Source organism: uncultured Eudoraea sp. (assembly GCF_947258525.1).
In the GTDB taxonomy this organism is placed as follows: Bacteria; Bacteroidota; Bacteroidia; order Flavobacteriales; family Flavobacteriaceae; genus Eudoraea.
In genome coordinates this window covers 1-21,641 of record NZ_CAMYIP010000028.1, presented here as the reverse complement: position 1 = coordinate 21,641, position 21,641 = coordinate 1, and the positions used below count along the sequence as shown (strand labels likewise).

Sequence of the window (21,641 nt, the reverse complement as noted above, 5' to 3'; positions counted from 1 at the left end):
CTAAAAGCTTCCTGGTTAACTATTCTTTGTGTCAAAATCCAGAGCGGAGTCCAATCCTATTTGCACGCCTTTGAATTCAGTGACGTAGCGAATAGCCAACAAAGCTCCGTTAACAAAGGATTCATAGGAAGTACTGCTATGATGTATAGAAAAGTTTTCACCATTGTTACTAAATGCAACTTCCTGATCAGATAACAACCCCTTCATTCGCAGTGAATGAACGCGAATCCCGGAGACCAAGCCACCTCTGGCTCCTTTAATCACTTCTGTGTTGTCCTCGAGCTTTGCTGAACTTCTTTTCTTTCCCATTCGCATGGCCGTTGCCAGGGCGGTTCCCGAAGGAGCATCCGGCTTCTTTTCTTCGTGCCGTTCTATGATCTCTGCCGAATCAAAATAAGGTGAAGCTATTTCTGCAAAGCGCATCATCAGTACTGCACCTATTGAAAAGTTGGGAACTATGAGACATCCCGGATCATCGTTGCCCCAGAAAGATTTTAACTTAGCAATCCGATCTTCAGTAAAACCTGAGGTACCAACTACAACCCTCATGCCCCTGGCATGCCATTTTTTTAAATTCTCCATCACCACAACCGGATATGCACATTCCACCAGTATTTGAGCATCTACATTTTCAATCTCATCTTCTACCCATACCCCCGCCAAGCTTTTACCGACATAGCCCGGCGCATAGGCTCCCGAAAGTTGCATATCACCTGCTTTTGAAATACCATGCGCAATAGCACTGCCTAATCTTCCCATTGCACCCGAAACTGCTACTTTCATACTACTTTATTTTTATAATGAATTTTCAAAATTTCTTCTAATTGTTCTACCGTTTTTAAAGCATCATCCTTTGAAAACCGCAAAGGAGGTTTTGTTTTCAAAACGCTGTCATACGGACCATCAGTACTAATAAGTATGTGTCTGTTTCGCAATTCATTCTTTATATAATGTGCCAGGTTGGTGTCATCATCCATACTCTTATCTTTCACAATTTCAACCCCAAGATATAAGCCAGAACCTCTCACATCTCCTATGCATGGATACTTTTTTTGTAATCCCAGAAGTAGTGATTTGTAATAATCCCCCACAATTTTCGCGTTTTCCTGTAAATTTTCTTCATCGATAACTTCGAGAACCGACAAAGCAATAGCGCAAGACACAGGATTGCCTCCAAATGAACTAAAGAATTCCACCCCTTTTTCAAAAGATGCTGAAATTTCTGAAGTACAGACCACAGCTCCCATAGGATGCCCGTTGGCCATAGGTTTTCCAAGTATAATCATGTCCGGAACAACTTCCTGGGCCTCATAACCCCAATAATGATTACCTACACGACCAAATCCTACCTGAACCTCATCATCTATGCAGATACCTCCCTGATTACGTATTGCCGGATATACATGTTTTAAATAACCTTTAGCCAAAGGTACCTGACCTCCACAACCTATAATAGGTTCGCAAATAAATGCCCCTATCGGCGTTGCGGAATTTTCAATAAGTTTACAAGCTTCTTCCCCATAACTTTTTCCGGCACTGCCATTGTCATTGGTATACTTCCCTCTGTAAGTATCGGGAATAGGTGCTACCAAAATATGGTCTTTTTTTCCGCTGCCTTTTGGATTGTTAAACTTATAATAACTGGCATCAATAGCCGCCCTGGTATTCCCGTGATAACCGTGCTCCAGAACCATTATTTTTTCATTCCCGGTATGTACATTAGCCATCCGCAGGGCCAGATCGGTGGCTGCGCTTCCGGAGTTCACAAAATATACTTTGTTTAATGAGTCGGGAAATTTCGACAAAAGCTTTTCCGCATATTCATTCAAAGAATCGTAAAGATACCTCGTATTCGTATTCAGTTTAGCCATTTGCCGCTGCCCGGCCTCCACTACTCTGGGGTGGCAATGCCCTACATGCGGAATATTATTGTAAGCATCCAAATAGGTATTCCCATAGGCGTCATACATATATTGAAATGCAGCCCCTGCCATATAAATAGGCTTGTCATAACTAACTGAAAGAATTGAACTCGTATGCTCATATCTCTTCTCCATTATCTTATCTACACGAGGCGGATTTTTTATCGGATATCCGGCTGCCTGACGAAAACAATTTTCAGCCGCGATAGGATTGATAGCCAACCAACGATATAACATCTGCCATGCATACTTTTCACTCACAAAGGCGTATTCATTATTACCATTTATTTCTCTGGCATTGGCAGAAATACAGACACTTATGCAAAGTCTGGCAGCAATCAGGTAATAAAGGGCTTCTAATTCTATCTCCTGAAGAGGTAGTATTTCGTGATAAGATTTTATTAATATGGAAGCCCATTTCAATGGATCTTCTTTATCGTAACAGGCATATGTAATTGCAATAGCCAGTTCATTAATAAGAAAGGTATCTGCCATATCACCGAAGTCTATAATTCCGGAAACCTCTTCCTCAGCAACCAGGACATTCAATTCATTGGCATCATTATGGATTACAGACGTTCTTAATTCATGTAGGACTGGCACTACATTTTCCTCATATTGTTTAAAATAATAGTGAACGACGCTCCTATCTTTTTTATCCGGAATACTGTCCAGGTATTTTTTACTAAGATTCAGATACTGAATGTCCCATTTTAATTTCCTCGCTGCGACTCTGTAATCAGTAAACTGTTGAAATTTTTGATCTAATTGGGCAAGAAATTTGCCAAAAGTTTGGAATAACTTTTTTGTATGTGGTACGTCCACCAGAAACTTACCCTCAAGGTAAGAAAGCATTCTGCAAATATATTCCTGTCCATTTATAGTAACTATAGCCGTATAGCTCTGATTCTTTGATGGAATGGGGGTTTGTATATTTCTCTGACCTTCGTTTTGTAAAAACAGAAGCGCTTTGTTTTCGGCTTCTACCAATGAAAGTGCATTCTCCGAAGCCGGGTAGGTTTTGAAAATATATTTTTCAGTCAGGGTTTCAACAAGGTAGTTGGCATTGTCCAACCCGCTTAGTCTTTCAACTTTGATGGCATTTATTCCAAATTGTTCCTCTAAGATTCTCTTCATTGAAGTTTTAGAAATATTTATTTTGTGCCAAGCTTAGTAACCTGCTGCCTGCCCATCCTTTCTGGATTCAGAGGCTCCTGTATATACCTTGTTTTCCAAATCAACACCAATAGCCTGATAACCACCATATATACCAACACCAAAGGTAATGCGATGATTTTTTTTGCGCAATTCCCTGATGGTCTTATAATCAAACCCACTTTCAAGGTTGAGTCTGCCTCCATTGGTCATTTTTGAACCCGTAGGCTGGGAACTTCCCTGGTGCCTCATACGGGGAGCATCTCCAGCCTCCTGAAGATTCATACCAAAATCAACCAGATTTACTACAATCTGTACATGCCCCTGGGGTTGTACTGCTCCGCCCATAAGTCCAAAACTTACCTGAGGTTTCCCATCCCGGGTAATAAAGGCCGGGATTATAGTATGGAAAGGTCGTTTGCCAGGTTCCAGTGCATTCGCATGGTTTTTGTCCTGTACATTAAACATCTGTCCACGGTTTTGCAAAACAAAGCCGAGGCCATCCGGCACCATCCCGGAAGCAAACTCAGAATAGATACTTTGTATTAGCGATACCATATTCCCTTCCTTATCAGCAACGGTTAAATAGGTAGTGTTTCCACTTTCAATCTCAAGGTCGCCGGCTGTGTATTTATCCGCGGCCTTATCCGGGTTGATATGTGCCCGTCGTTGGGCCGCATATTCCTTGGACAAGAGTTGTGTCAAGGGAATTTTACTAAAATGAGGATCTGCATAGAATTTAGCCCGGTCTTCATAAGCCAGTTTCTTAGCCTCAGTAAGAACATGCAGGTACTCTGCACTGCCAAAACCCATGGAAGCTATGTCATAGCCCTCTAAAATATTCAACATCTGCAGCGCCGCAGTACCTTGTCCGTTAGGGGGTAATTCCCAGACCTCATACCCACGATAATTAGTGGATACCGGCTCAACCCAGTTGGATGTATGGCTAGCCAGGTCATCATAGGAAAGAAAGCCCTTATGCTTTTTCATAAATGCATCTATAGTGCGTGAAATATCGCCCTTATAAAATGCATCTCGTCCGCCATTTGCGATCTTTTCATATGTATTGGAAAGGTCCGGGTTTTTAAAGACTTCTCCTTTTTTAGGGGGCCGACCATTGGATAAGTAAGTGGCGGCAAAACCCGGAAGGTCTTCTATTCCATCAGAACCGTAGTCCATTTCATAGGCAATTACCTCAGATACTGGGAAACCTTCCCGACCGTAATCAATAGCCGGTTGTAATACTTCTTTCATAGGTAATTTCCCAAATTTCTGATGTAAATTAAACCAGCCGTCCACGCAACCTGGCACTGAGACAGGAAGAGGCCCGTGTAAGGGAACATACTTCATTTTACGATCCATAAAATATTCTATAGTAAGCGATTTAGGTGCGCGTCCACTGCCGTTAAAACCGTAGAGTTTTTCTTCTGATGCATCCCATACAATTGCAAATATATCGCCACCAATTCCACAGCTGGCAGGTTCAACAAGACCGAGCATAGCATTGGCCGCTATGGCGGCATCCATGGCGCTTCCCCCCTTTTTGAGAATGTCCAGGGCAACCTGGGTGGCCAGGGGCTGACTCGTAGCAGCCATCCCGTTTCGGGCCAGGATTTCAGATCTGGTGGTAAAGGTTTCCCCAGTGAGACGGTCTTGTGCCTTAATATTAAATGCAAAGAATACCAACAATAAGGCTAAGGAAAGGTTTTTCATGGAATTTTCATTTAAGTGCTCTAAAACTAGCAAATAAGGAAATGCTTGCAAAGAGAATACAGGTAAATATTGGTGAGTTTAGCTTTTGAATACTCATAATAACTTCTTACAAGATATTCCCGCAAATTGTTGCTGGATTACATTGCCTTCTATGATACCCAATTGGTGAAGTAGCGTTTATTGTCAGGATTTAATTATACATTATATTACAATATGACAAGAAAAATAAACTTCCAGAGCTTACAGTTAACACTTGCCGTCATTTATGGATTCCAGAAAGCAACAAATACCCTAACTGTACAATCTCCGTCAGAAATTAGCAAAGTACAGATATCCCCGGATGAACAGGGTGGGATGTATTATATGGTGATGCCCAATAGTAAGGTAGTGATTGACACCTCATATTTAGACCTTGAATTCAAAAACCAGCCCAAATAGGGCAAAAGCCTTAGCATTTTAGGTTCAGAAAGTACTGCAATAAATGAAACCTGGGAAATGCCACAGAGTGAACAGCGTGAAATTGTGAACAACAATAACCAGGTGACCATTGTAGATAAAAATGCGCTTGAAGTAATCGTCAATCTGGATTTTTTATCTCCAAATAAGAAATATAAAGCCATTCTTTATACCGATGGGGAAAATGCCTGATTACTCAGCCAATTAATAATTTATTTCAAACTAAGTGGCCTGGGATATAACCAATACAAATATTCCACAGATGTAAACCTTTTAAGATGATAAAACTCATTGAGTACGAATAATTATTTAAAAAGACTATGACGAATGGCGCTGAGTAATTTAAAACAATCCCTACCTCATCTTTAATCTAAGCCTCTTCTTAAGAATTAAATGGTCTGGGGTTTCTCTTGCAGTTTTGCTGTAGCAATTATTTTGCCCATAAAAAACCCTACAAAAAATACCACCGCAGATATGGCTACAATAAGCAGCATTGCCTTCCACACATCGGTTAGGGGTATACTATTCTCAGGAAGTCTTTCAAAAATCCTGAAGCTACTAAATACTTTAAAAGGGAAACTAAAGTAATTTATTAATGCCTCTTTGTATTCACTAAAAGTTAAGAACATATAAACATTGCTGGAAAGACTATAGGCTATTATACTCAAACCAAACCCAAACATTCTGCTGTATGTTTTGATATATGGAATTTTGGCAGATTTTATTCCCTCATTTTTAGAAAGCCCATTTTCCATTATATGTTCTGTTAAACCTTCATTGTTCCTGTATTTTTTCACATATTCCTTTGAATAGTAAATCCAGAAAAATATTAAAAGAAGAGGTGTAACTACAACAATCAGTGTTACACAAAAAAGCAGAAGTATTGTAACCAATTCGCTTAGACCATCCAGGATAAAGTAGCGATTAACAGGAACCTGATTAGCATTCAGATAGTAAAAGGTTCTTACTAAAACGTTTATATTTTTAAGAATTATACTACCCATCAAGCACTAGTCCGGTATTAATTTTAGTTTTATACCACAGTCAGTACAATAGTATGGTGAATAGCAAATCTGTATGAATAAGCTGGATTCCTGGTATGGTATAGCATTATATCTACTATTTGCGTCCAAACCAAATGCAAAGGGATGAAACCTTCTGTTTTATGTCCGAAGGGTCACTTCTATTTAACCAAAAATCTGATAAGTATAATTTTTGGGCCAAAAAGTCCGATCTATTTCTTTAACAAGGTTTAATCATCCTTGGGATTATAATTATTTTCCTTCTTACAAATGTTTTAATTCTCTTATTAAGAATAATCCCTTCTGTAAAACAATTATCCCTAACTTTATCATTAATAGAAAAATTAATTATGTCAAAAGGTAAGGATGCAAAGAAAGCTGTCAAAAAAGAACCACTCTTAACTGCGAAAGAAAAAAAAGCAGCTAAAAGACTTAAGAAAGCCAAAAAGGGATAAATTTTAATTCTTCCGGTTTCATAAGAATTTAAAAGAGGATTTCCTATACAGACTTACATACAGTATCTACTTTATCTTCAATTGCAATAAAAGGGCAGTTTGTAATGTAAAAACAGAAAAACATCATGAGTCAGATAAATCTGTTATACAACTTCCAGATTTAGCGTGCCGCATGTAGCAGCAAGCAAAAGAAATAAATGAAATGCACCTAAAGCTTCTCTATTTCCTTCATTACTTCCTCTGCTTCAAATACTTTATCATAGTTTAACTTAAGGTTTAACCTTGACAACCGATGTGCCTCCTCCATTAATTTGTGCTATTTCTCCTATAGTAATTTCTCCTTTGTTTTCTTTATAAAGATTGCGAACATAGGTTTGGTTATTGAAATAAAATTCAATTCTTAGATACTGCTTCATCAATATCAAAAAATACAAACCGTTTATATTTTTTTAATTTTTTTTAGACCTACTATTTTGTCTAACATGTTAACTATTCTATTAAAATAGCTTATTACAGAATGTTTCTAATCAGAAATTTGAATTTTTGTTTATTCTTTAACATTTTTTATTAAACATTAATTTTACCTTTATCCACCCAAACTAAATAAGTTTTAAAAAATTAGTTCCCCCTTTTAGAATTAGTAGTTTGCTCAAATAACAGAAATAAAACTAAATAATCATACCGCGAAATGAAAGATCAGGATATGCTATTGAATACACTTATTGAATCAGAAGAATTACTAAACGGGTACTCGCATGAAGAAATAGGCGATGATCACCTCTACACAGGATTGGAAACTCCTATGAAGCCTAACGCTTTTGTAGCCAGCGATGAAGAAAAGAAAGAAAGCATTGCGCAATTATTTGCCCAAATTATGGACGTCATGGGCCTGGATCTTAATGATGATTCCCTTAGGGGCACACCAGAACGCGTCGCTAAAATGTACATAGACGAGATCTTTTCTGGTTTAGACCCTAAAAACAAACCTAAAGTTGCTTTGTTTGATAATAAGTATCAATACAATCAGATGTTGGTAGAAAAAGATATAACCTTTTACTCCAATTGCGAACATCATTTTGTTCCTATTATTGGCAAAGCCCATGTGGCCTATATCTCTTCAGGAAAGGTAATAGGCCTTTCTAAGTTGAACCGAATAGTCCAGTATTTTGCTAAACGGCCGCAGGTGCAGGAGCGGTTAACAAACCAAATAGCAATTGAATTGCAAACGGCTCTTAACACGCCTGATGTTGCCGTTATTATTGATGCAAAGCACTTGTGCGTTTCCTCCAGAGGAATTAAAGACAATACTTCAGCTACGGTAACTTCATTCTATGGAGGGGCTTTTAATTCACCTGAGAAAATTGCAGAATTACAAAACTATATCAACCATTAACTCCTTGATCTCTAATTCAATTGGACATTTATCATTAAACAGAAAATTCCGGAATTGTAAAAGGTTAGCGAGCTAAAGCATCATAAAATACTACTTGAAGTGATATTCTAAATGTTAAAAAATCTCGTATAGTTTTATAAAATGTAACCTTTTTGAACTAATTTGAACAATGATTAAATCAGGATACTAACCAAATTCATAAATCAATGGAAAAGCTAAAGAATTTATTTCCAGTACTAATATTATGTTTAGCATTTAGCATAAACACACATAGCCAAACCAATATTGAAGCCGGTGTTCGTTTTGGTGATAATACCGGTATAGATGCCACCATACCACTTGGGATTTCTCCTCGTCTCCACCCTACGGTTTATTTGGATTATTTTGGTGTAGGAACCTATTTTGACTGGATGTTTGCGCTTACTGATGGGCCTTCGGGACTAAAATTTTATCCTGGGGTAGGACCTGAATTTTTCTTTGAAAATGATTTTGATTTTAATATTGCAGGTAATTTCGGAGTAGAATATTCCTTTAAATTTCCTCTTACTATCGGATTTGACTGGAGGCCTGGTTTTGCAGTAACCAACGATTTTGATTTTTATACCGGGAATTGGGGGATCATGGCACGCTATCGATTTAAGGAGGGAGGATTTAAAAGGGTAGATTAGTATGTAAATGAAATACCCTTTTTATCATCCAGAATCTTGTTTTCTGCAAACCAACTTTTTAAAACCTGACAACAAATACAATAATTGACTCATGATTTTCTTTCTAATAACCAAATAAATCAGACAACCATATGTTTTCATTTTCAAAATCATTAACAAGCTTATTCCTTTTGCTCATTACTTGTGTAACGGCCTTTGCTCAACAAGATTCTCTTCTATTAGATTCTAACACTATGATTATTGGGGAAATAAAATCTATGGACAAAGGCGTTTTAATTATTGAAACTAATTATAGCGATTCTGATTTTAATATTGAGTGGTTAGAAATTAAAAAAATCTATACTCAGTCTGTTTTTTTAACAAGTTTGGTAGACGGAAGCAGACTTATTGGAAGCTTGAGATCTAATGAGGATAACTCCATTACTATTACCAACCGCGAAGGAGTAGATGAAAGAGAGGTATTGATCTCTGAAATTGTTTATCTTAAACCCCTTGAGAAAGGATTTTGGAGCCGATTAGACGCGGCTATTGATTTTGGTATAAGTTTTACAAAAGCGAATAACTTAAAACAGTTTACCCTGGGAACCAATTTGAAATATACCGAGGATAAATGGTCAGCAAATATCAATGCCAATAATTATTTTCTTCCAAAAGACTGGTACCTTTCTCCCCAGGTATCTTTGTTGTCAAATACCGAGCAACTTTTGGATTTAAGAACAGTAGTTTCCATGGGAGTTGGTAAGTACCTTGTAAATACCAATAAAATGTATTGGGGTGTGTTAACCGGTTTATCCTATAACAATGAGAACTTTTCAAGTGATATAGCAGAAGACAGGTCAAGTTTTGAAGGCATATTAGGTACTGAACTAAATATATTTGATGCAAAAGACCTGAGTATTATTACGCGATTAATAACCTATCCCAGTTTTAGTGAAAGCGGTCGCTGGCGTGTAGACTGGAATTTTGATTTGAAATATGACCTTCCATTAGATTTCTATGTAAGAACAGGGATTACCTTAAATTATGATAACCAACCCATAGCCGGGGCCAGCGATTCGGATTATTTCTGGAATTTAGCATTGGGCTGGGAATGGTAATTAAAATGGTATTTTAAAAGCAGTTGAATAAATAACTAAATTCTCCTTCAAACGGGCCGTGAACCTAAGTAAAATACAGCGTTTCAATACATTCTTAATTCGTTTGAACGCGATTTAAGTATACAGTTACAACAACTTTTCAGCAACTTCTTGCCAGCTATTAACCCTTTCAAACCCATTTGTATGTATATTATGGGGTGAGCTAAACATTATAGATCTGCCGTCAAAGTTTTCAAGGTTGTATGTGCGATCATCAATGAGTATATCTCCCCTTAGAATATGCTTATCCCCGCATAGGATGCGCCGTTTCCAATCTATAAAAGGAAAATACTCATCTAACCAATAATGTTTCTCAATTAATGAATTTGGAAATTGCATAGCAGCTGACGCAATAAAAACATCATATTCTTTGGTCAACTCCTTTATGACTTCTATACTTCCTTCTATAGGAGGAAGAGCCCGAAAAAATCCCACTTCATGACAATGGCTGTGAATCCTGTTTCTGCGATTTTCAGGAACACTTTGCCACACTTCACCTCCCATACATTCCTCCACGGTGAGGTTTTCATTAAATTCTTTATTATAAAGTGTAATATGTGCCCTATAGGTATCGGCAATCACTTCATCCATATCAACAAATAGTGTCATTCCTGAATTTTTTTTACTAAGTACGTAAAAATCTCAAACTTCTAAAATTGATTCACAAAATGTTAACCTATTGGTAAAGAATATATTTATAAGAATCAATACTGACCATTTAATTACCTTAAGTATGTTTCTAAACATACTTTTTTTGATTTTATCGATATCCCAAAAAAGATAGCAGCTGTTTCCTTACCTTTAAAATTGATATGAAAATATCTATAAAAAGGAAATATCGATTTTTACTGGCTATCGCGCTGCTATTATCAATTTTGGTAGTTGTGATTTCAAATTTTATTATTGAAATATCAGCAAGAGAGAAAACCTATACCAATCCGGCTCTCACACCAAAAAATAAAGTTGGCCTTGTATTGGGTACGTCAAGAATGCTGGTGGAAGGAGGTGTGAATCCTTATTATAAGCATCGTATCGATGCAACTATAGCCCTATATAAAGCAAGAAAAATAGAGTACGTTTTGGTTAGCGGAGACAATGGCAGCATATACTACAATGAACCTACTACAATTAAAAAGGACCTGGTAAAAGGGGGTATTCCCGAAGAAAAAATTTATCTGGATTATGCCGGCTTCAGAACTCTGGATTCTATGGTAAGGGCAAAGTTTATCTTTGGTCTTGATAGTGTTACCGTAATCTCTCAAAAATTTCATAATGAACGAGCTATTTATCTCGCAGAGAAAAAAGGTCTTAAAGCCATAGGTTTTAACGCCAAAGGCATTTCCGGTAAACAAGGTATTAAAGTTCAGTTCCGGGAATATTTTGCGAGGGTAAAAGTATTTATAGATCTCCTGCTGAATACACAGCCCCGCTTTTATGGTGAAAAAATTGAGATAAAATAGGTGTCACACTTTTAATATAAAAAAACCTATTTTAGTCAGTGAAAGTTAACCCAACCACATATGTCAAAGTTTAAAACGCTGCTTAAAAACCTTGGCCCCGGGCTGTTGTTTGCAAGTATGGCTATAGGTACATCACATTTGGTATTGTCTACCAAGGCAGGTGCGCAATACGGCTGGGTTATGGTGATACCTATTATCCTTGCCAATATTTTAAAATATCCCTTTTTTGAATTCGGAATACGTTATACGAATGTTACCAATAAAACCTTAATAGAGGGATATCTTAACAGGGGCAGAGGTTACTTATGGCTTTATGCTTTTATTACTCTTGTAACCACTTTTACAATCCTTGCGGCACTTTATGTGGTGACTGCCGGCTTGTTTATAAACCTGTTTAATGTTCAGAATATTTCTGTTGCTTCCGTAGCCCTTGGATTATTTGTATTTATTAGCACCCTGCTAATCATAGGCCGCTACCGTTTTCTGGAAACTTCCTTAAAATTCGTCATCTCAATTTTATTTGTGGCATTGCTTGTAACCACATTATTGGTAATATATAAAGGGCAGGTAGAACCTGTATCGGGTTTCGTAAGACCTTCAATATTTAATGAGGTAGGAATCTTATTCTTAATTGGATTGATTGGCTGGATGCCTACAGCGGTTGAAGCTTCTAGCTGGATTAGCTTATGGAGTCTTGAAAAATATAAATTGAATAAGGATAAACCCTCATTAAAAGAAGCATTGCATGAATTCAATTCCGGGTATTTGATGACTGCTATCCTGGCCATTTTCTTTTTAATCATTGGATGGATGACCCTCTATGGTACAAATACCGAATTAAGCAGTAATGCCATTACTTTTGCAGATCAGGTAGTACAATTGTTTACAACACATATTGGTAACTGGGCTTATATCTTTATTGCCGTATCTGCATTCGCCACTATGTTTAGCACCTGCATGACAGCCCATGATGCAATTTCAAGGGTAAGTATTGACATAGTTGGTTTGCTTACGCCAAAAAACAAAGATTTTTCAGGTAGAAAATATTACGCCTCAGGAGTTATTCTCCTGGCGCTCGTAAACTTTATTGTAATTACCGCATTTGGCGCCAATATGGGTGCCCTGGTAGCTCTTGCAACTTTTGTCTCTTTTGTTTTAGCTCCTATAGTAGGTTATATGAATCTGAAAAACGTAATGAGCCATGATCTTCCTAACCATTTTCATCCAGGCAAAGGATTACAGATCCTAACTTTCGCCGGCATAATATTCCTTTCGATGTTCGCTATTTATTATTGCTGGATGATCCTTTTCTAAGTTAAAATCTCAGTATTATAAAGCGTTATCCATAACTTCTTTTACTACTTCAGGATTTAACAGCGTGCTAATATCCCCTAGGTTTTCGGTATCCCCGGAGGCTATTTTGCGCAAAATACGTCTCATTATCTTGCCACTTCTTGTTTTAGGCAAACCCGGAACAAACTGTATCTTGTCTAATTTAGCAATTGGTCCAATATGTTCAGTGATTTGCTGATTAATTTCCTTCTTAAGATTTTCTTTATCCCTGGCTTCACCAGATTCCTTTAAAATCACAAAACCATAGAGTGCATTTCCTTTAATATCATGTGGAAAACCTACTATGGCAGACTCCGCTACAGCCTGATGTTCGTTTATAGCATCTTCAATTGGTGCAGTTCCCAAATTATGCCCTGATACTATGATCACATCATCCACCCGGCCGGTAATTCTGTAATATCCTACCTCGTCTCTCAGGGCACCATCACCTGTAAAATATTTGTCCTTGTATGCCGTGAAATAAGTATCCCTATACCTGTCATGATCTCCCCAAATGGTTCTGGCCATAGAAGGCCATGGAAACTTAATACACAGTCTGCCGTCTACCTGAATACCCATAATTTCATGACCTTCTTCGTCCATAAGTGCGGGTTGTATTCCAATAAAGGGCAAGGTGGCATATGTTGGAGTTGTTGGTGTGACATAAGGGATAGGAGAAATCATTATTCCGCCGGTTTCCGTCTGCCACCATGTATCTACAATAGGACTTTTCCCTCGTCCAACATTATTATTATACCAGTGCCAGGCCTCTTCATTAATTGGTTCCCCAACAGATCCTAAAACTTTTAGGGAAGTTAGATCGTATTTCTCTACAAATTCCAGATTTTCCTTGGCTAAAGCTCTTATTGCAGTGGGGGCAGTATAAAATTGATTTACTTTGTGCTTTTCAACTACCTCCCAAAACCTTCCATAATCAGGATATGTGGGTACGCCTTCAAACATTACGGTGGTTGCCCCGTTCGCGAGAGGCCCATAAATAATATAAGAATGTCCTGTAATCCAGCCAATATCTGCGGTGCACCAGTATATATCACCATCCCTGTACTGAAAAATATTTTTAAAGGTATAGGCTGTATAAACCATATAACCGGCGCAAGTGTGTACCATGCCTTTGGGCTTCCCCGTTGATCCGGACGTATAGAGTATAAAAAGAGGGTCTTCAGCCTTCATGCGTTCAGCGCTACTATCTGCATAAGCATTATCCATCAATGGTTTCAACCATAAATCCCTGTCTTTCTTCATCTTCACTTTTCCTCCGGTTCGATTAGCTACCAAAACCTTTTCCACTCCAGGGCAGTCTTCAAGTGCAACATCTACAATACCCTTCAGGTCTATTATTTTATTTCCCCTGTAAGAACCATCAGAAGTAACTACCATTTTACAATCACAATCATTAATCCTTGTAGCCAATGCATTTGAGGAAAAGCCCGCAAAAACGACAGAATGTATGGCCCCGACTCTTGCACAGGCCAACACAGTATAGGCCAATTCCGGAATCATGGGCAGGTACACGCAAATGCGATCTCCTTTTTTTATGCCATTTTCCTTAAGTACATTGGCCATTCTGCATACACTTTCATGTAATTGTCCATAAGTAATATGCTGTGCTTCTTCTTTCGGATCGTTAGGTTCAAATATGATCGCTGTGTTATTGCGTTTAGTAGGCAGATGCCTGTCCAGGCAGTTCTCTGTTATATTGAGTTCCGCACCCTCAAACCACTTAATTTCAGGCTTTGAAAAATCCCAGCTTAGAACCCTATCCCATTTTGAACGCCACACAAAATGCTCTTCTGCTATTTCTTCCCAAAAAGCTTCCGGATTCTGAACCGACTTGCGATATACCTGAAAATATTCTTCTAAATGCTTAATGTGATAATTACTCATGCCACTTTTATTTTAATGAAAACCTGCCTCCTTAACCCCACTGGGAATTCGAATATCCTCAACAATTTCCTGTACCTCTTTTGGAGGATCCGGTGTAAATAAGGAGATAATTATGGATACTATAAAGTTAAGTAACATAGCTACAGTACCAAAGCCTTCAGGAGAAATTCCAAACCACCAATCCTTTGATGTACCTCCACCAAACATATCAAACTTAAACTTCAGCATATAAAATAACATAGCAATCATTCCAATAACCATTCCTGCTACAGCACCTTCTTTATTCATCTTTTTATAAAAAATACCCAACACTATGGCTGGAAAAAAGGAGGCGGCTGCTAAACCAAAAGCCAGAGCAACAGTAGCGGCAACGAAATCTGGTGGATTAATACCAAAATAACCTGCAATACAAACGGCTACTACTGCCGACATTCTTGCAATAATCAGTTCCTTTTTGTCGGAAATATTTGGTCTAAACTGTTTTTTAATTAAATCATGTGAAATGGAAGTGGAAATAACCAGTAACAAACCTGCTGCAGTAGAAAGTGCAGCTGCCAAACCTCCTGCCGCTACCAAAGCTATTACCCAATTGGGTAAATTAGCAATCTCAGGGTTAGCCAATACAATAATATCCTTGTCTACCTGCAGTTCATTGATCACAGGATCTGCTACATATTGAATAATTCCGTCCGAATTTTTATCATCAAATTTTAACAAGCCGGTAGTTTCCCATTTAGAGAACCATGCGGGCATTCCGGCATAATCCTTGTTGCTTACGGTCTCTATTAAATTCGTTCTGGCGAAAACTGCGATCGCAGGAGCAGTAGTATACAGGATGGCTATAAAAAACAATGCATATCCAGCAGATTTTCTTGCATCTTTGACTTTAGGGACTGTAAAAAACCTGACAATTACATGCGGTAAGCCTGCAGTTCCAACCATTAAAGCTGCAGTTATAAAAAATATATCTATCATAGGCTTAGAGCCATTGGTGTATTGATCAAATCCAAGCGCTGTTGACAATCCGTCTAGCTTATCCAATAATGAAACACTTTCTCCAATTACATTACTTCCCATCCCCAATTGAGGAATAGAACTTCCCGTCATTTGAATTGAAATAAAAATAGCCGGTACCATAAAAGCAAAAATCAATACACAATATTGGGCTACCTGGGTATATGTTATTCCCTTCATGCCCCCTAAAACGGCATAAAACAAAACGATAATCATTCCAATGATAACTCCGGTGTTAATAGGAACTTCCAGAAATCTGGAAAAAACCAACCCCACTCCACGCATCTGGCCGGCCACATATGTAAATGAAACCAGTAGTGCACAAACGACGGCGACCGAGCGTGCTATATTGGAATAGTAACGGTCTCCAATAAAGTCGGGTACCGTAAATTGTCCGAATTTTCTAAGATAGGGTGCAAGTAGAAGGGCAAGAAGTACATACCCTCCGGTCCAACCCATTAAATATACAGAACCATCATAACCGCTAAAAGATATTAAAGCGGCCATTCCAAGAAAGGATGCGGCTGACATCCAATCTGCTGCTGTAGCTAATCCGTTTGCCCAGGCAGGCACATGACCACCGGCAACATAAAAATCTTTAGTAGAACTGGCCCTGGACCAGATTGCAATTCCAATATAAAGTAAAAAAGTTAAGACAACAATGGTAAGTGTCCAGGTTTGTACATCCATATAAATAGTCTGTTTGGTTGGTCTGGTTTATTCGTCGAACCCGTATTTCTTATCGAGGCGGTTCATTAATCCGACATATATGAAAATCAGGATGACAAACACATAGATAGACCCCTGCTGTGCAAACCAAAAACCTAGTTTAAATCCGCCTAGTTGAATGGTATCCAAGGCATCCTTTAATAATATACCAAATCCATAGGATACCAAAAACCAAATACCCAACAAAATTGCCAGATACTGCAGGTTTTTTTTCCAATACCCCCTGGCTTTAGAATTGCGACTCATTAAAATTTATTTTTCTAAATATAAGTATTCCCAATAATTAACGGGCAAGTAAGGTAATTTTTTTGAATTGCCTTTTATGAAATATGTCAGAAATGACAATTGTATTTGCACTTAGGGCAAAACCATTATGTACAATGAAATTATAACTAAGGATAAACTTAAAATAGAAGATCGTAATTTAAGACGACTATTAATTGACGCTCATTCTGATTGTGCATCTGCTCCAGACAAAATACGCCACTCTTACAATTATTGATAATTTTGTCTTCGCCATAACCGATAGAATACAAAATATTTGAAGATGAGACACCGTGCTGCTCTAAGTAGTCCTTTATGGCGTCTGCACGATTTTGTGACAACCTGAAATTTGTAGCACCTCCACCGCGGCTATCCGTATGGGATTCTATTCGCAATTGTAGCTGAGGAAAACTTTTCACGACAACCACGACTTTGTCGAGCTCAGCAGCCACTTCCGGTGTTATCGCATACCTGCCTTTTTGAAAAAAGAATTTCTTCATCTTGATCACAGTCTGATCCTCCTTTTCTTCTACAAGGTCATCCAGAAACAAAAGCTCTAAATCGACCAAATTGTTATCCTCGAGATCCTGAATTGCCTCTTCATCAAAAGAGCGTATTATTTCGGAATATCGTTCTTTGGAAGCCTCAAGCATAAGAGTTTCTCTCCAAGGAATTTCCAGCCTATATGTGCCTTCTTCATTTGTATAAACTTCCTTAATAAGATTTAAGTCAGTATCGTATACCCTTACTGCTGCCTTTGAAACTCCCTCTTTTGAACTCGAATTATTTACCTGCCCTCTAAGGACCAATGTTTTCAGACCTGGTTTATCGGCAACCGTAAATCCATAAATATCATCCTTGCCTTTACCTTCTTTCCTATTCGATGAAAAATAGCCGATTAAACCCTCTGTTTTGTTATTCTTGATAATGAAACCAAAATCATCATCCTCAGAATTTAGACCCATTCCTAAATTCACAGGAATACTAAAAGATTCATCATTCTGCATTTCGGACTTGTAAATATCCATGCCTCCAAGTCCATAAAAAATATCTGAGGCAAAATAAAGGCTATTCTCAAAAACAAATGGCGAGACCTCGTTTCCGGGAGTATTTATCCTTGATCCTAAATTTATGGGGGCCGACATAATTTTTCCTTCGTTAGTATCTACATAATAAAGATCTGTACCACCATAACCGTTTGGAAAATTGGCTGCAAAGTAAAGCCTGCTGGTCTTCTCATCGTAAAAGGGGTAGTAAAAAGATGTGCTGGGATCCCTCAATAAATATTGGGCGGTTCCATCCTCAGAAGTCATCATAACTGCCAGGCTGTTTTTGCCATTTTCATCAAAAGTTAACTGATCATATTCTTCATTAGAGCTTACATAAAATACAGCATCCCTGGCTTCCGAATAAAATGGTGTCGCCTGATGGAAACTTGATTCCGGAACCTCCAAAAAAGGTTTAGGGTTGAGGATCTGACCATCCATTCCTACTTTGGCTACAAATATTTCCAGGTATTCGTTTTCGCGGTAACCTTTTTTCTTATTTCCTTTAAGACTTCTGGTACTGGTAAAAAGCAATTTATCATCCTTGTAAAAAGAGGGTGAAAAATCAGAGGCAGGACCGTTAGCATTTATGTTGAAAATTTGATAAGCCAGGTCATTTGCCTTTTCAGATTCCTGGAGTTCATAATTAAATTCTGCGTTTTCCAACAATTCATTAGACAAGACATCGGTTTTTGTAGCCAGGAAGGCCTTAACTCTATCCTGGCCGGAGGTTTTGGCCATTGCCTGCAACATATTATTAAAATGATATGTGCTTATCTTTGTATCCTCTTTATATATTTCAAGATAGGTATCAACAGCATTTTTGTAGTTCTCTGTTTGTAAATAGGAATCTGCCAAATTCAGCAATTGTCTTTTGCTTAAGGGATGTTCATTTTTCTCCTTTTTATATTCAATAATGGCCTGGGGGTATTTGTACTCAAAAAAGAAATCATCTCCTTTTGATTTTTTATCCTGGGCAAAAGAAAAGTTATTGACAAACAAAAAAGCAATCAGAATTAAGAAGTTATATTTCATTGCCTGTACTTTTAGAAGAACCTCGGTGAATCTATTTGTTTTGGTTTGCCCTTAAGGTTCTCGTTTTTTTCCTTTTTGGTTTTGGCACCTCTTCCAACATAAAACTTAAGTATTATTTCGTGTGAACCATTATTATATTCACCTATTGGATTCGTATTATAATCGTAAGAATATCCGGCAAACATGCCGTTGGATATCTGAAAACCTACCAACCCGCTTATCGCATTATCAAACCTGTAAGAGGCTCCTGCAGTCAATATATCATTAATCAGAAAGTTAGCTGATAAATTTGCCGTTACCGGCGCCCCTGATATAAGATTAAATAAAAATGCAGGTTTAAATTTAAGCTTTTCAGATAAATCAAAAACATAACCACCTATAAAATTAAACTGTAATTTATCGTCTAAAACCTGAGCTACATCATCATTGTACAAACCACCGGGCAAAAAGTTAGGTGCTGATGCACCCAGGTACCATTTGTCCTGATATAAAAATAAACCGGCTCCAACCGTAGGATAAAAATTGTTCACATTGGTTCTGCCCAAAATTGGTTCTCCGGGATTCTCAAAATCTCCCTTCGAAAAATCGACATTTAAAAATGATCCTCCTACATCTACACCAAAAGATAGTTTTGTGTTGGCAGAGAGCATTAGCTGGTAGGAATAGGAAATGTCTACAAAGGTATTTGTAGTTGGCCCCAACTGATCACTTTGCACATTAAAACCAAGACCCATCTTATCATTTTCTAAAGGATAATTAACTCCAAACCTTAAGGTCCTGGGAGCCCCTTCAATATCTATCCACTGTGCCCTGTAGAGGCCCGTAATATCCAGATTTTCCACGGTAGCCGAATAGGCAGGATTAAAACTACCAATATTGTACATATATTGGGTATACTGCGGTTCTTGCTGTGAATAATTCTTATTTACCATGACCAATAAAAGGCCTAGTAATACCAAGAAATTACGAGTTAAAAATCTGCTTGTGGTACAAGTCATTAATTTAATCATCTTATGAGCTGAATCCAGCCTTTTCTAATTTCTGAACCATCTCCTAAATCCAATATATAAAAATAGGTGCCTGCCGGGACCTGTTCTCCATTTCTTGTTCCATCCCAGGTATTCCCATCTGTCATTCCCTGAACTTCATGTATCTTATTACCATACCTGTTAAATATCTGAAGGGAATTACCGGGATAATCCTCCAGGTTATTAATCTTGAGCAAATCATTTGTTCCATCCCCATTGGGCGAAAACTGATTAAAAAGGAAGCCTGGTTCCGTGTTGGTTGGTTCGTTTACATTCACCCGGGCAAATGCTTCAGGATTTGCACCCGGCACCAACGGAGGACTAATGATAGTTGCTGTATTGCCCCAAATACCTGATATGGGCACATTTACAGTAATCTGCAATGTTGCCTGCTGATTAAGCTGCAAGCTGGGTATTTGCCATAAGCCGGTTGCACGATCATAAACACCAAGGTTTTGCGTATGGGACAAATAAACAAATTCACTATCAGGACCATCCGGTATTATATCTTCAACCACAATTTGTGATACCGTACCTTCCAATGATAAATTGGTAACAATAATCGTAAATACAACATCTTCTCCAACTAATGGGTTTGCACTTTCTGCTGTTTTTTCAATTAGCAAGTCTGCAGCCTGAGGAGAAACAATAGTAAGTGTAACGGTATCCTCATTATTTGTATCATTGATATCTTCAGGTAAGGAACCCAAAAGCGATGCAGTATTGGAGTAAACTCCTTCATCTAAAACTATGACTGTAATATCCAGGGTTGCACTAGCCAAAGCTTGTAATTCATCAATAAACCATTCTCCTGTTGTATTGTCATATGTTCCCAGTGAAGCAGTCTCAGATACATATTCAAATCCGGTTTGCAACACATCGCTTATTAGCACATCCGATACACTGCTATCAGCAAGATTGTTAACGGTAACGGTGAAGATTACTTCCTGCCCAACCAGGACATTTTGAATGTTTACAGTTTTAGTTATTTCCAGATCTATATCTGAAGGTGTACTACAGTCATTCACAACAACCGTCACTTCAACCGATTCGTTGGTACAAGGCGGTAGAGCTCCTGTTGTTGTATAGGTAAACACATAATTTCCATCAGCAAGTCCATCGAAATCTACTGAATTTTCCCCGTCAATGACAACACTCCCTCCGGATGGATCTGTTGTTATAACCCAGGCACCGGGATCAGCCCCAATAAGCAGATCATCAAGATCAATCGTCGTTACTCCGTTGTCTGCAACGCTGCATGCAGAACCATTGATCGGCGTTCCAGGAGAGGGTTGTATATTTATTGTAACGGTTACCTCTTCTCTGGCTGAGGTACAGCCATTTGCCGTAGCCTCTACCCAAAAAGAAGTCGTTTCCGTTAAAATAGGTGTCGTGTAAGTATCTGAATTTGATAAAACAATAGTACTGGTCTCTGTTGCATACCAGTTAAAATTTGGCGCATTTGCGCTGTTAGGAATTTCCCCTTCAACTGTAAGTATCACCTGGCCGGATCCACAAAGCGCTTCGCTAGTAGTGGCTGTTATTACAGGTGTGCTGTTAACTACAAGAGTAACAGTATTACCGGGACTCCAACAGGTATCTAAATCGTCATAGAAAAAAGTATAATATGTGCCCGGGGTAGGATTGTCTTTCTCGGCCTGATTTAAATGATCGTTATCAGGATCTGTTGGATTAGGATTCCTGCTCCAAACCAAAATAGTGCCCGATGGTGCGCTGCCATCCGTATAATCATCCAAACTAAGGGTAGCAGGTATTTCATCACAATATGCAGTAGGTACGTCAGGATCTATTATCGGTGGTGCAACATCACAATCAAATTCACATGCTGTTACAGTTATTGTAACAGTGCTCGTGGCCTCTGAGCAAGCCCCCTGAGCTGTGTTAGTC

20 protein-coding genes are annotated in these 21,641 nt (G+C 38.3%); 7 read left to right on the top strand and 13 right to left on the bottom strand.

Annotated features, from left to right (window positions below; genetic code table 11):
* Positions 1 to 15 precede the first annotated feature (15 nt).
* From dapB to ggt, 3 genes are read right to left on the bottom strand one after another with little or no spacing between them, the layout of a single operon-like run.
* Entirely contained in the window at positions 16 to 783 is a 768-nt protein-coding gene (dapB, locus tag Q0X89_RS02195) for a 4-hydroxy-tetrahydrodipicolinate reductase (RefSeq protein WP_297690973.1), read from the bottom strand.
* The gene (locus Q0X89_RS02190) at positions 780 to 3,059 is read right to left on the bottom strand and encodes an aminotransferase class III-fold pyridoxal phosphate-dependent enzyme (protein WP_297690972.1); all 2,280 of its coding nucleotides are present in this window, start codon (positions 3,057 to 3,059) and stop codon (positions 780 to 782) included. Before Q0X89_RS02190 ends, dapB begins: the two co-directional genes overlap by 4 nt.
* Positions 3,060 to 3,092: 33 nt before the next feature.
* On the bottom strand, positions 3,093 to 4,790 hold the full coding sequence (gene ggt / locus Q0X89_RS02185) for a gamma-glutamyltransferase (protein WP_297690971.1): 1,698 nt from the start codon (positions 4,788 to 4,790) through the stop codon (positions 3,093 to 3,095).
* Positions 4,791 to 5,003: 213 nt separating this feature from the next.
* On the opposite strand from ggt, the gene Q0X89_RS02180 reads away from it, so the two are divergent.
* Together Q0X89_RS02180 and Q0X89_RS02175 are read left to right on the top strand one after the other, a co-directional pair.
* Entirely contained in the window at positions 5,004 to 5,228 is a 225-nt protein-coding gene (locus tag Q0X89_RS02180) for a hypothetical protein (RefSeq protein ID WP_297690970.1), read from the top strand.
* Between the two features lie 57 nt (positions 5,229 to 5,285).
* On the top strand, positions 5,286 to 5,438 hold the full coding sequence (locus Q0X89_RS02175) for a hypothetical protein (RefSeq protein ID WP_297690969.1): 153 nt from the start codon (positions 5,286 to 5,288) through the stop codon (positions 5,436 to 5,438).
* A gap of 197 nt (positions 5,439 to 5,635) precedes the next feature.
* On the opposite strand, the gene Q0X89_RS02170 is transcribed toward Q0X89_RS02175, so the two are convergent.
* The 3 genes from Q0X89_RS02170 to Q0X89_RS02160 form a co-directional block, all read right to left on the bottom strand.
* Positions 5,636 to 6,250 carry a hypothetical protein gene (locus Q0X89_RS02170; RefSeq protein ID WP_297690968.1) on the bottom strand — a complete coding sequence of 205 codons (615 nt, stop codon included), beginning with the start codon at positions 6,248 to 6,250 and terminating at the stop codon, positions 5,636 to 5,638.
* Between the two features lie 681 nt (positions 6,251 to 6,931).
* On the bottom strand, positions 6,932 to 7,030 hold the full coding sequence (locus tag Q0X89_RS02165; protein WP_297690967.1) for a hypothetical protein: 99 nt from the start codon (positions 7,028 to 7,030) through the stop codon (positions 6,932 to 6,934).
* Positions 6,993 to 7,139: a hypothetical protein gene (locus tag Q0X89_RS02160; protein ID WP_297690986.1), complete on the bottom strand. Its 147-nt coding sequence runs from the start codon at positions 7,137 to 7,139 to the stop codon at positions 6,993 to 6,995. Before Q0X89_RS02160 ends, Q0X89_RS02165 begins: the two co-directional genes overlap by 38 nt.
* 272 nt (positions 7,140 to 7,411) lie before the next feature.
* Between Q0X89_RS02160 and folE the strand changes: the two genes are divergently transcribed.
* From folE to Q0X89_RS02145, 3 genes are all read left to right on the top strand, one after another.
* Positions 7,412 to 8,116, top strand: coding sequence for a GTP cyclohydrolase I FolE (gene folE, locus Q0X89_RS02155; protein WP_297690966.1), 705 nt, complete (start codon positions 7,412 to 7,414; stop codon positions 8,114 to 8,116).
* A 206-nt stretch (positions 8,117 to 8,322) separates the two neighbouring features.
* Complete coding sequence (locus Q0X89_RS02150) at positions 8,323 to 8,784, top strand: hypothetical protein (protein ID WP_297690965.1); 462 nt, start codon at positions 8,323 to 8,325, stop codon at positions 8,782 to 8,784.
* Between the two features lie 131 nt (positions 8,785 to 8,915).
* The gene (locus Q0X89_RS02145; protein WP_297690964.1) at positions 8,916 to 9,881 is read left to right on the top strand and encodes a DUF481 domain-containing protein; all 966 of its coding nucleotides are present in this window, start codon (positions 8,916 to 8,918) and stop codon (positions 9,879 to 9,881) included.
* A 126-nt stretch (positions 9,882 to 10,007) separates the two neighbouring features.
* On the opposite strand, the gene Q0X89_RS02140 is transcribed toward Q0X89_RS02145, so the two are convergent.
* Positions 10,008 to 10,529 (bottom strand): 5'(3')-deoxyribonucleotidase, encoded by a 522-nt coding sequence (locus tag Q0X89_RS02140; protein ID WP_297690963.1) that lies wholly within the window; start codon positions 10,527 to 10,529, stop codon positions 10,008 to 10,010.
* Between the two features lie 203 nt (positions 10,530 to 10,732).
* Here Q0X89_RS02140 and Q0X89_RS02135 point away from each other — a divergent pair, with 203 nt between their 5' ends.
* Positions 10,733 to 11,380, top strand: a complete 648-nt coding sequence (locus Q0X89_RS02135) for an ElyC/SanA/YdcF family protein (RefSeq protein ID WP_297690962.1) — start codon at positions 10,733 to 10,735, stop codon at positions 11,378 to 11,380.
* A gap of 60 nt (positions 11,381 to 11,440) precedes the next feature.
* Complete coding sequence (locus Q0X89_RS02130; protein ID WP_297690961.1) at positions 11,441 to 12,694, top strand: NRAMP family divalent metal transporter; 1,254 nt, start codon at positions 11,441 to 11,443, stop codon at positions 12,692 to 12,694.
* Positions 12,695 to 12,709: 15 nt separating this feature from the next.
* Here the strand turns inward: Q0X89_RS02130 and acs are convergent, their stop codons facing one another.
* From acs to Q0X89_RS02100, 6 genes are all read right to left on the bottom strand, one after another.
* The gene (gene acs, locus Q0X89_RS02125; protein WP_297690960.1) at positions 12,710 to 14,617 is read right to left on the bottom strand and encodes an acetate--CoA ligase; all 1,908 of its coding nucleotides are present in this window, start codon (positions 14,615 to 14,617) and stop codon (positions 12,710 to 12,712) included.
* Positions 14,618 to 14,629: 12 nt separating this feature from the next.
* The gene (locus Q0X89_RS02120) at positions 14,630 to 16,321 is read right to left on the bottom strand and encodes a sodium:solute symporter family protein (RefSeq protein WP_297690959.1); all 1,692 of its coding nucleotides are present in this window, start codon (positions 16,319 to 16,321) and stop codon (positions 14,630 to 14,632) included.
* A gap of 27 nt (positions 16,322 to 16,348) precedes the next feature.
* Positions 16,349 to 16,606 carry a DUF4212 domain-containing protein gene (locus tag Q0X89_RS02115; RefSeq protein ID WP_297690958.1) on the bottom strand — a complete coding sequence of 86 codons (258 nt, stop codon included), beginning with the start codon at positions 16,604 to 16,606 and terminating at the stop codon, positions 16,349 to 16,351.
* 158 nt (positions 16,607 to 16,764) lie between these two features.
* A complete protein-coding gene (locus Q0X89_RS02110; RefSeq protein WP_297690957.1) occupies positions 16,765 to 18,705 on the bottom strand; it encodes an OmpA family protein in 1,941 nt (646 codons plus the stop codon).
* An 11-nt stretch (positions 18,706 to 18,716) separates the two neighbouring features.
* Entirely contained in the window at positions 18,717 to 19,664 is a 948-nt protein-coding gene (locus Q0X89_RS02105) for a type IX secretion system membrane protein PorP/SprF (RefSeq protein ID WP_367176869.1), read from the bottom strand.
* Positions 19,665 to 19,711: 47 nt separating this feature from the next.
* A partial coding sequence (locus Q0X89_RS02100) for a gliding motility-associated C-terminal domain-containing protein (protein ID WP_297690955.1) occupies positions 19,712 to 21,641 on the bottom strand: 1,930 nt, incomplete at its 5' end.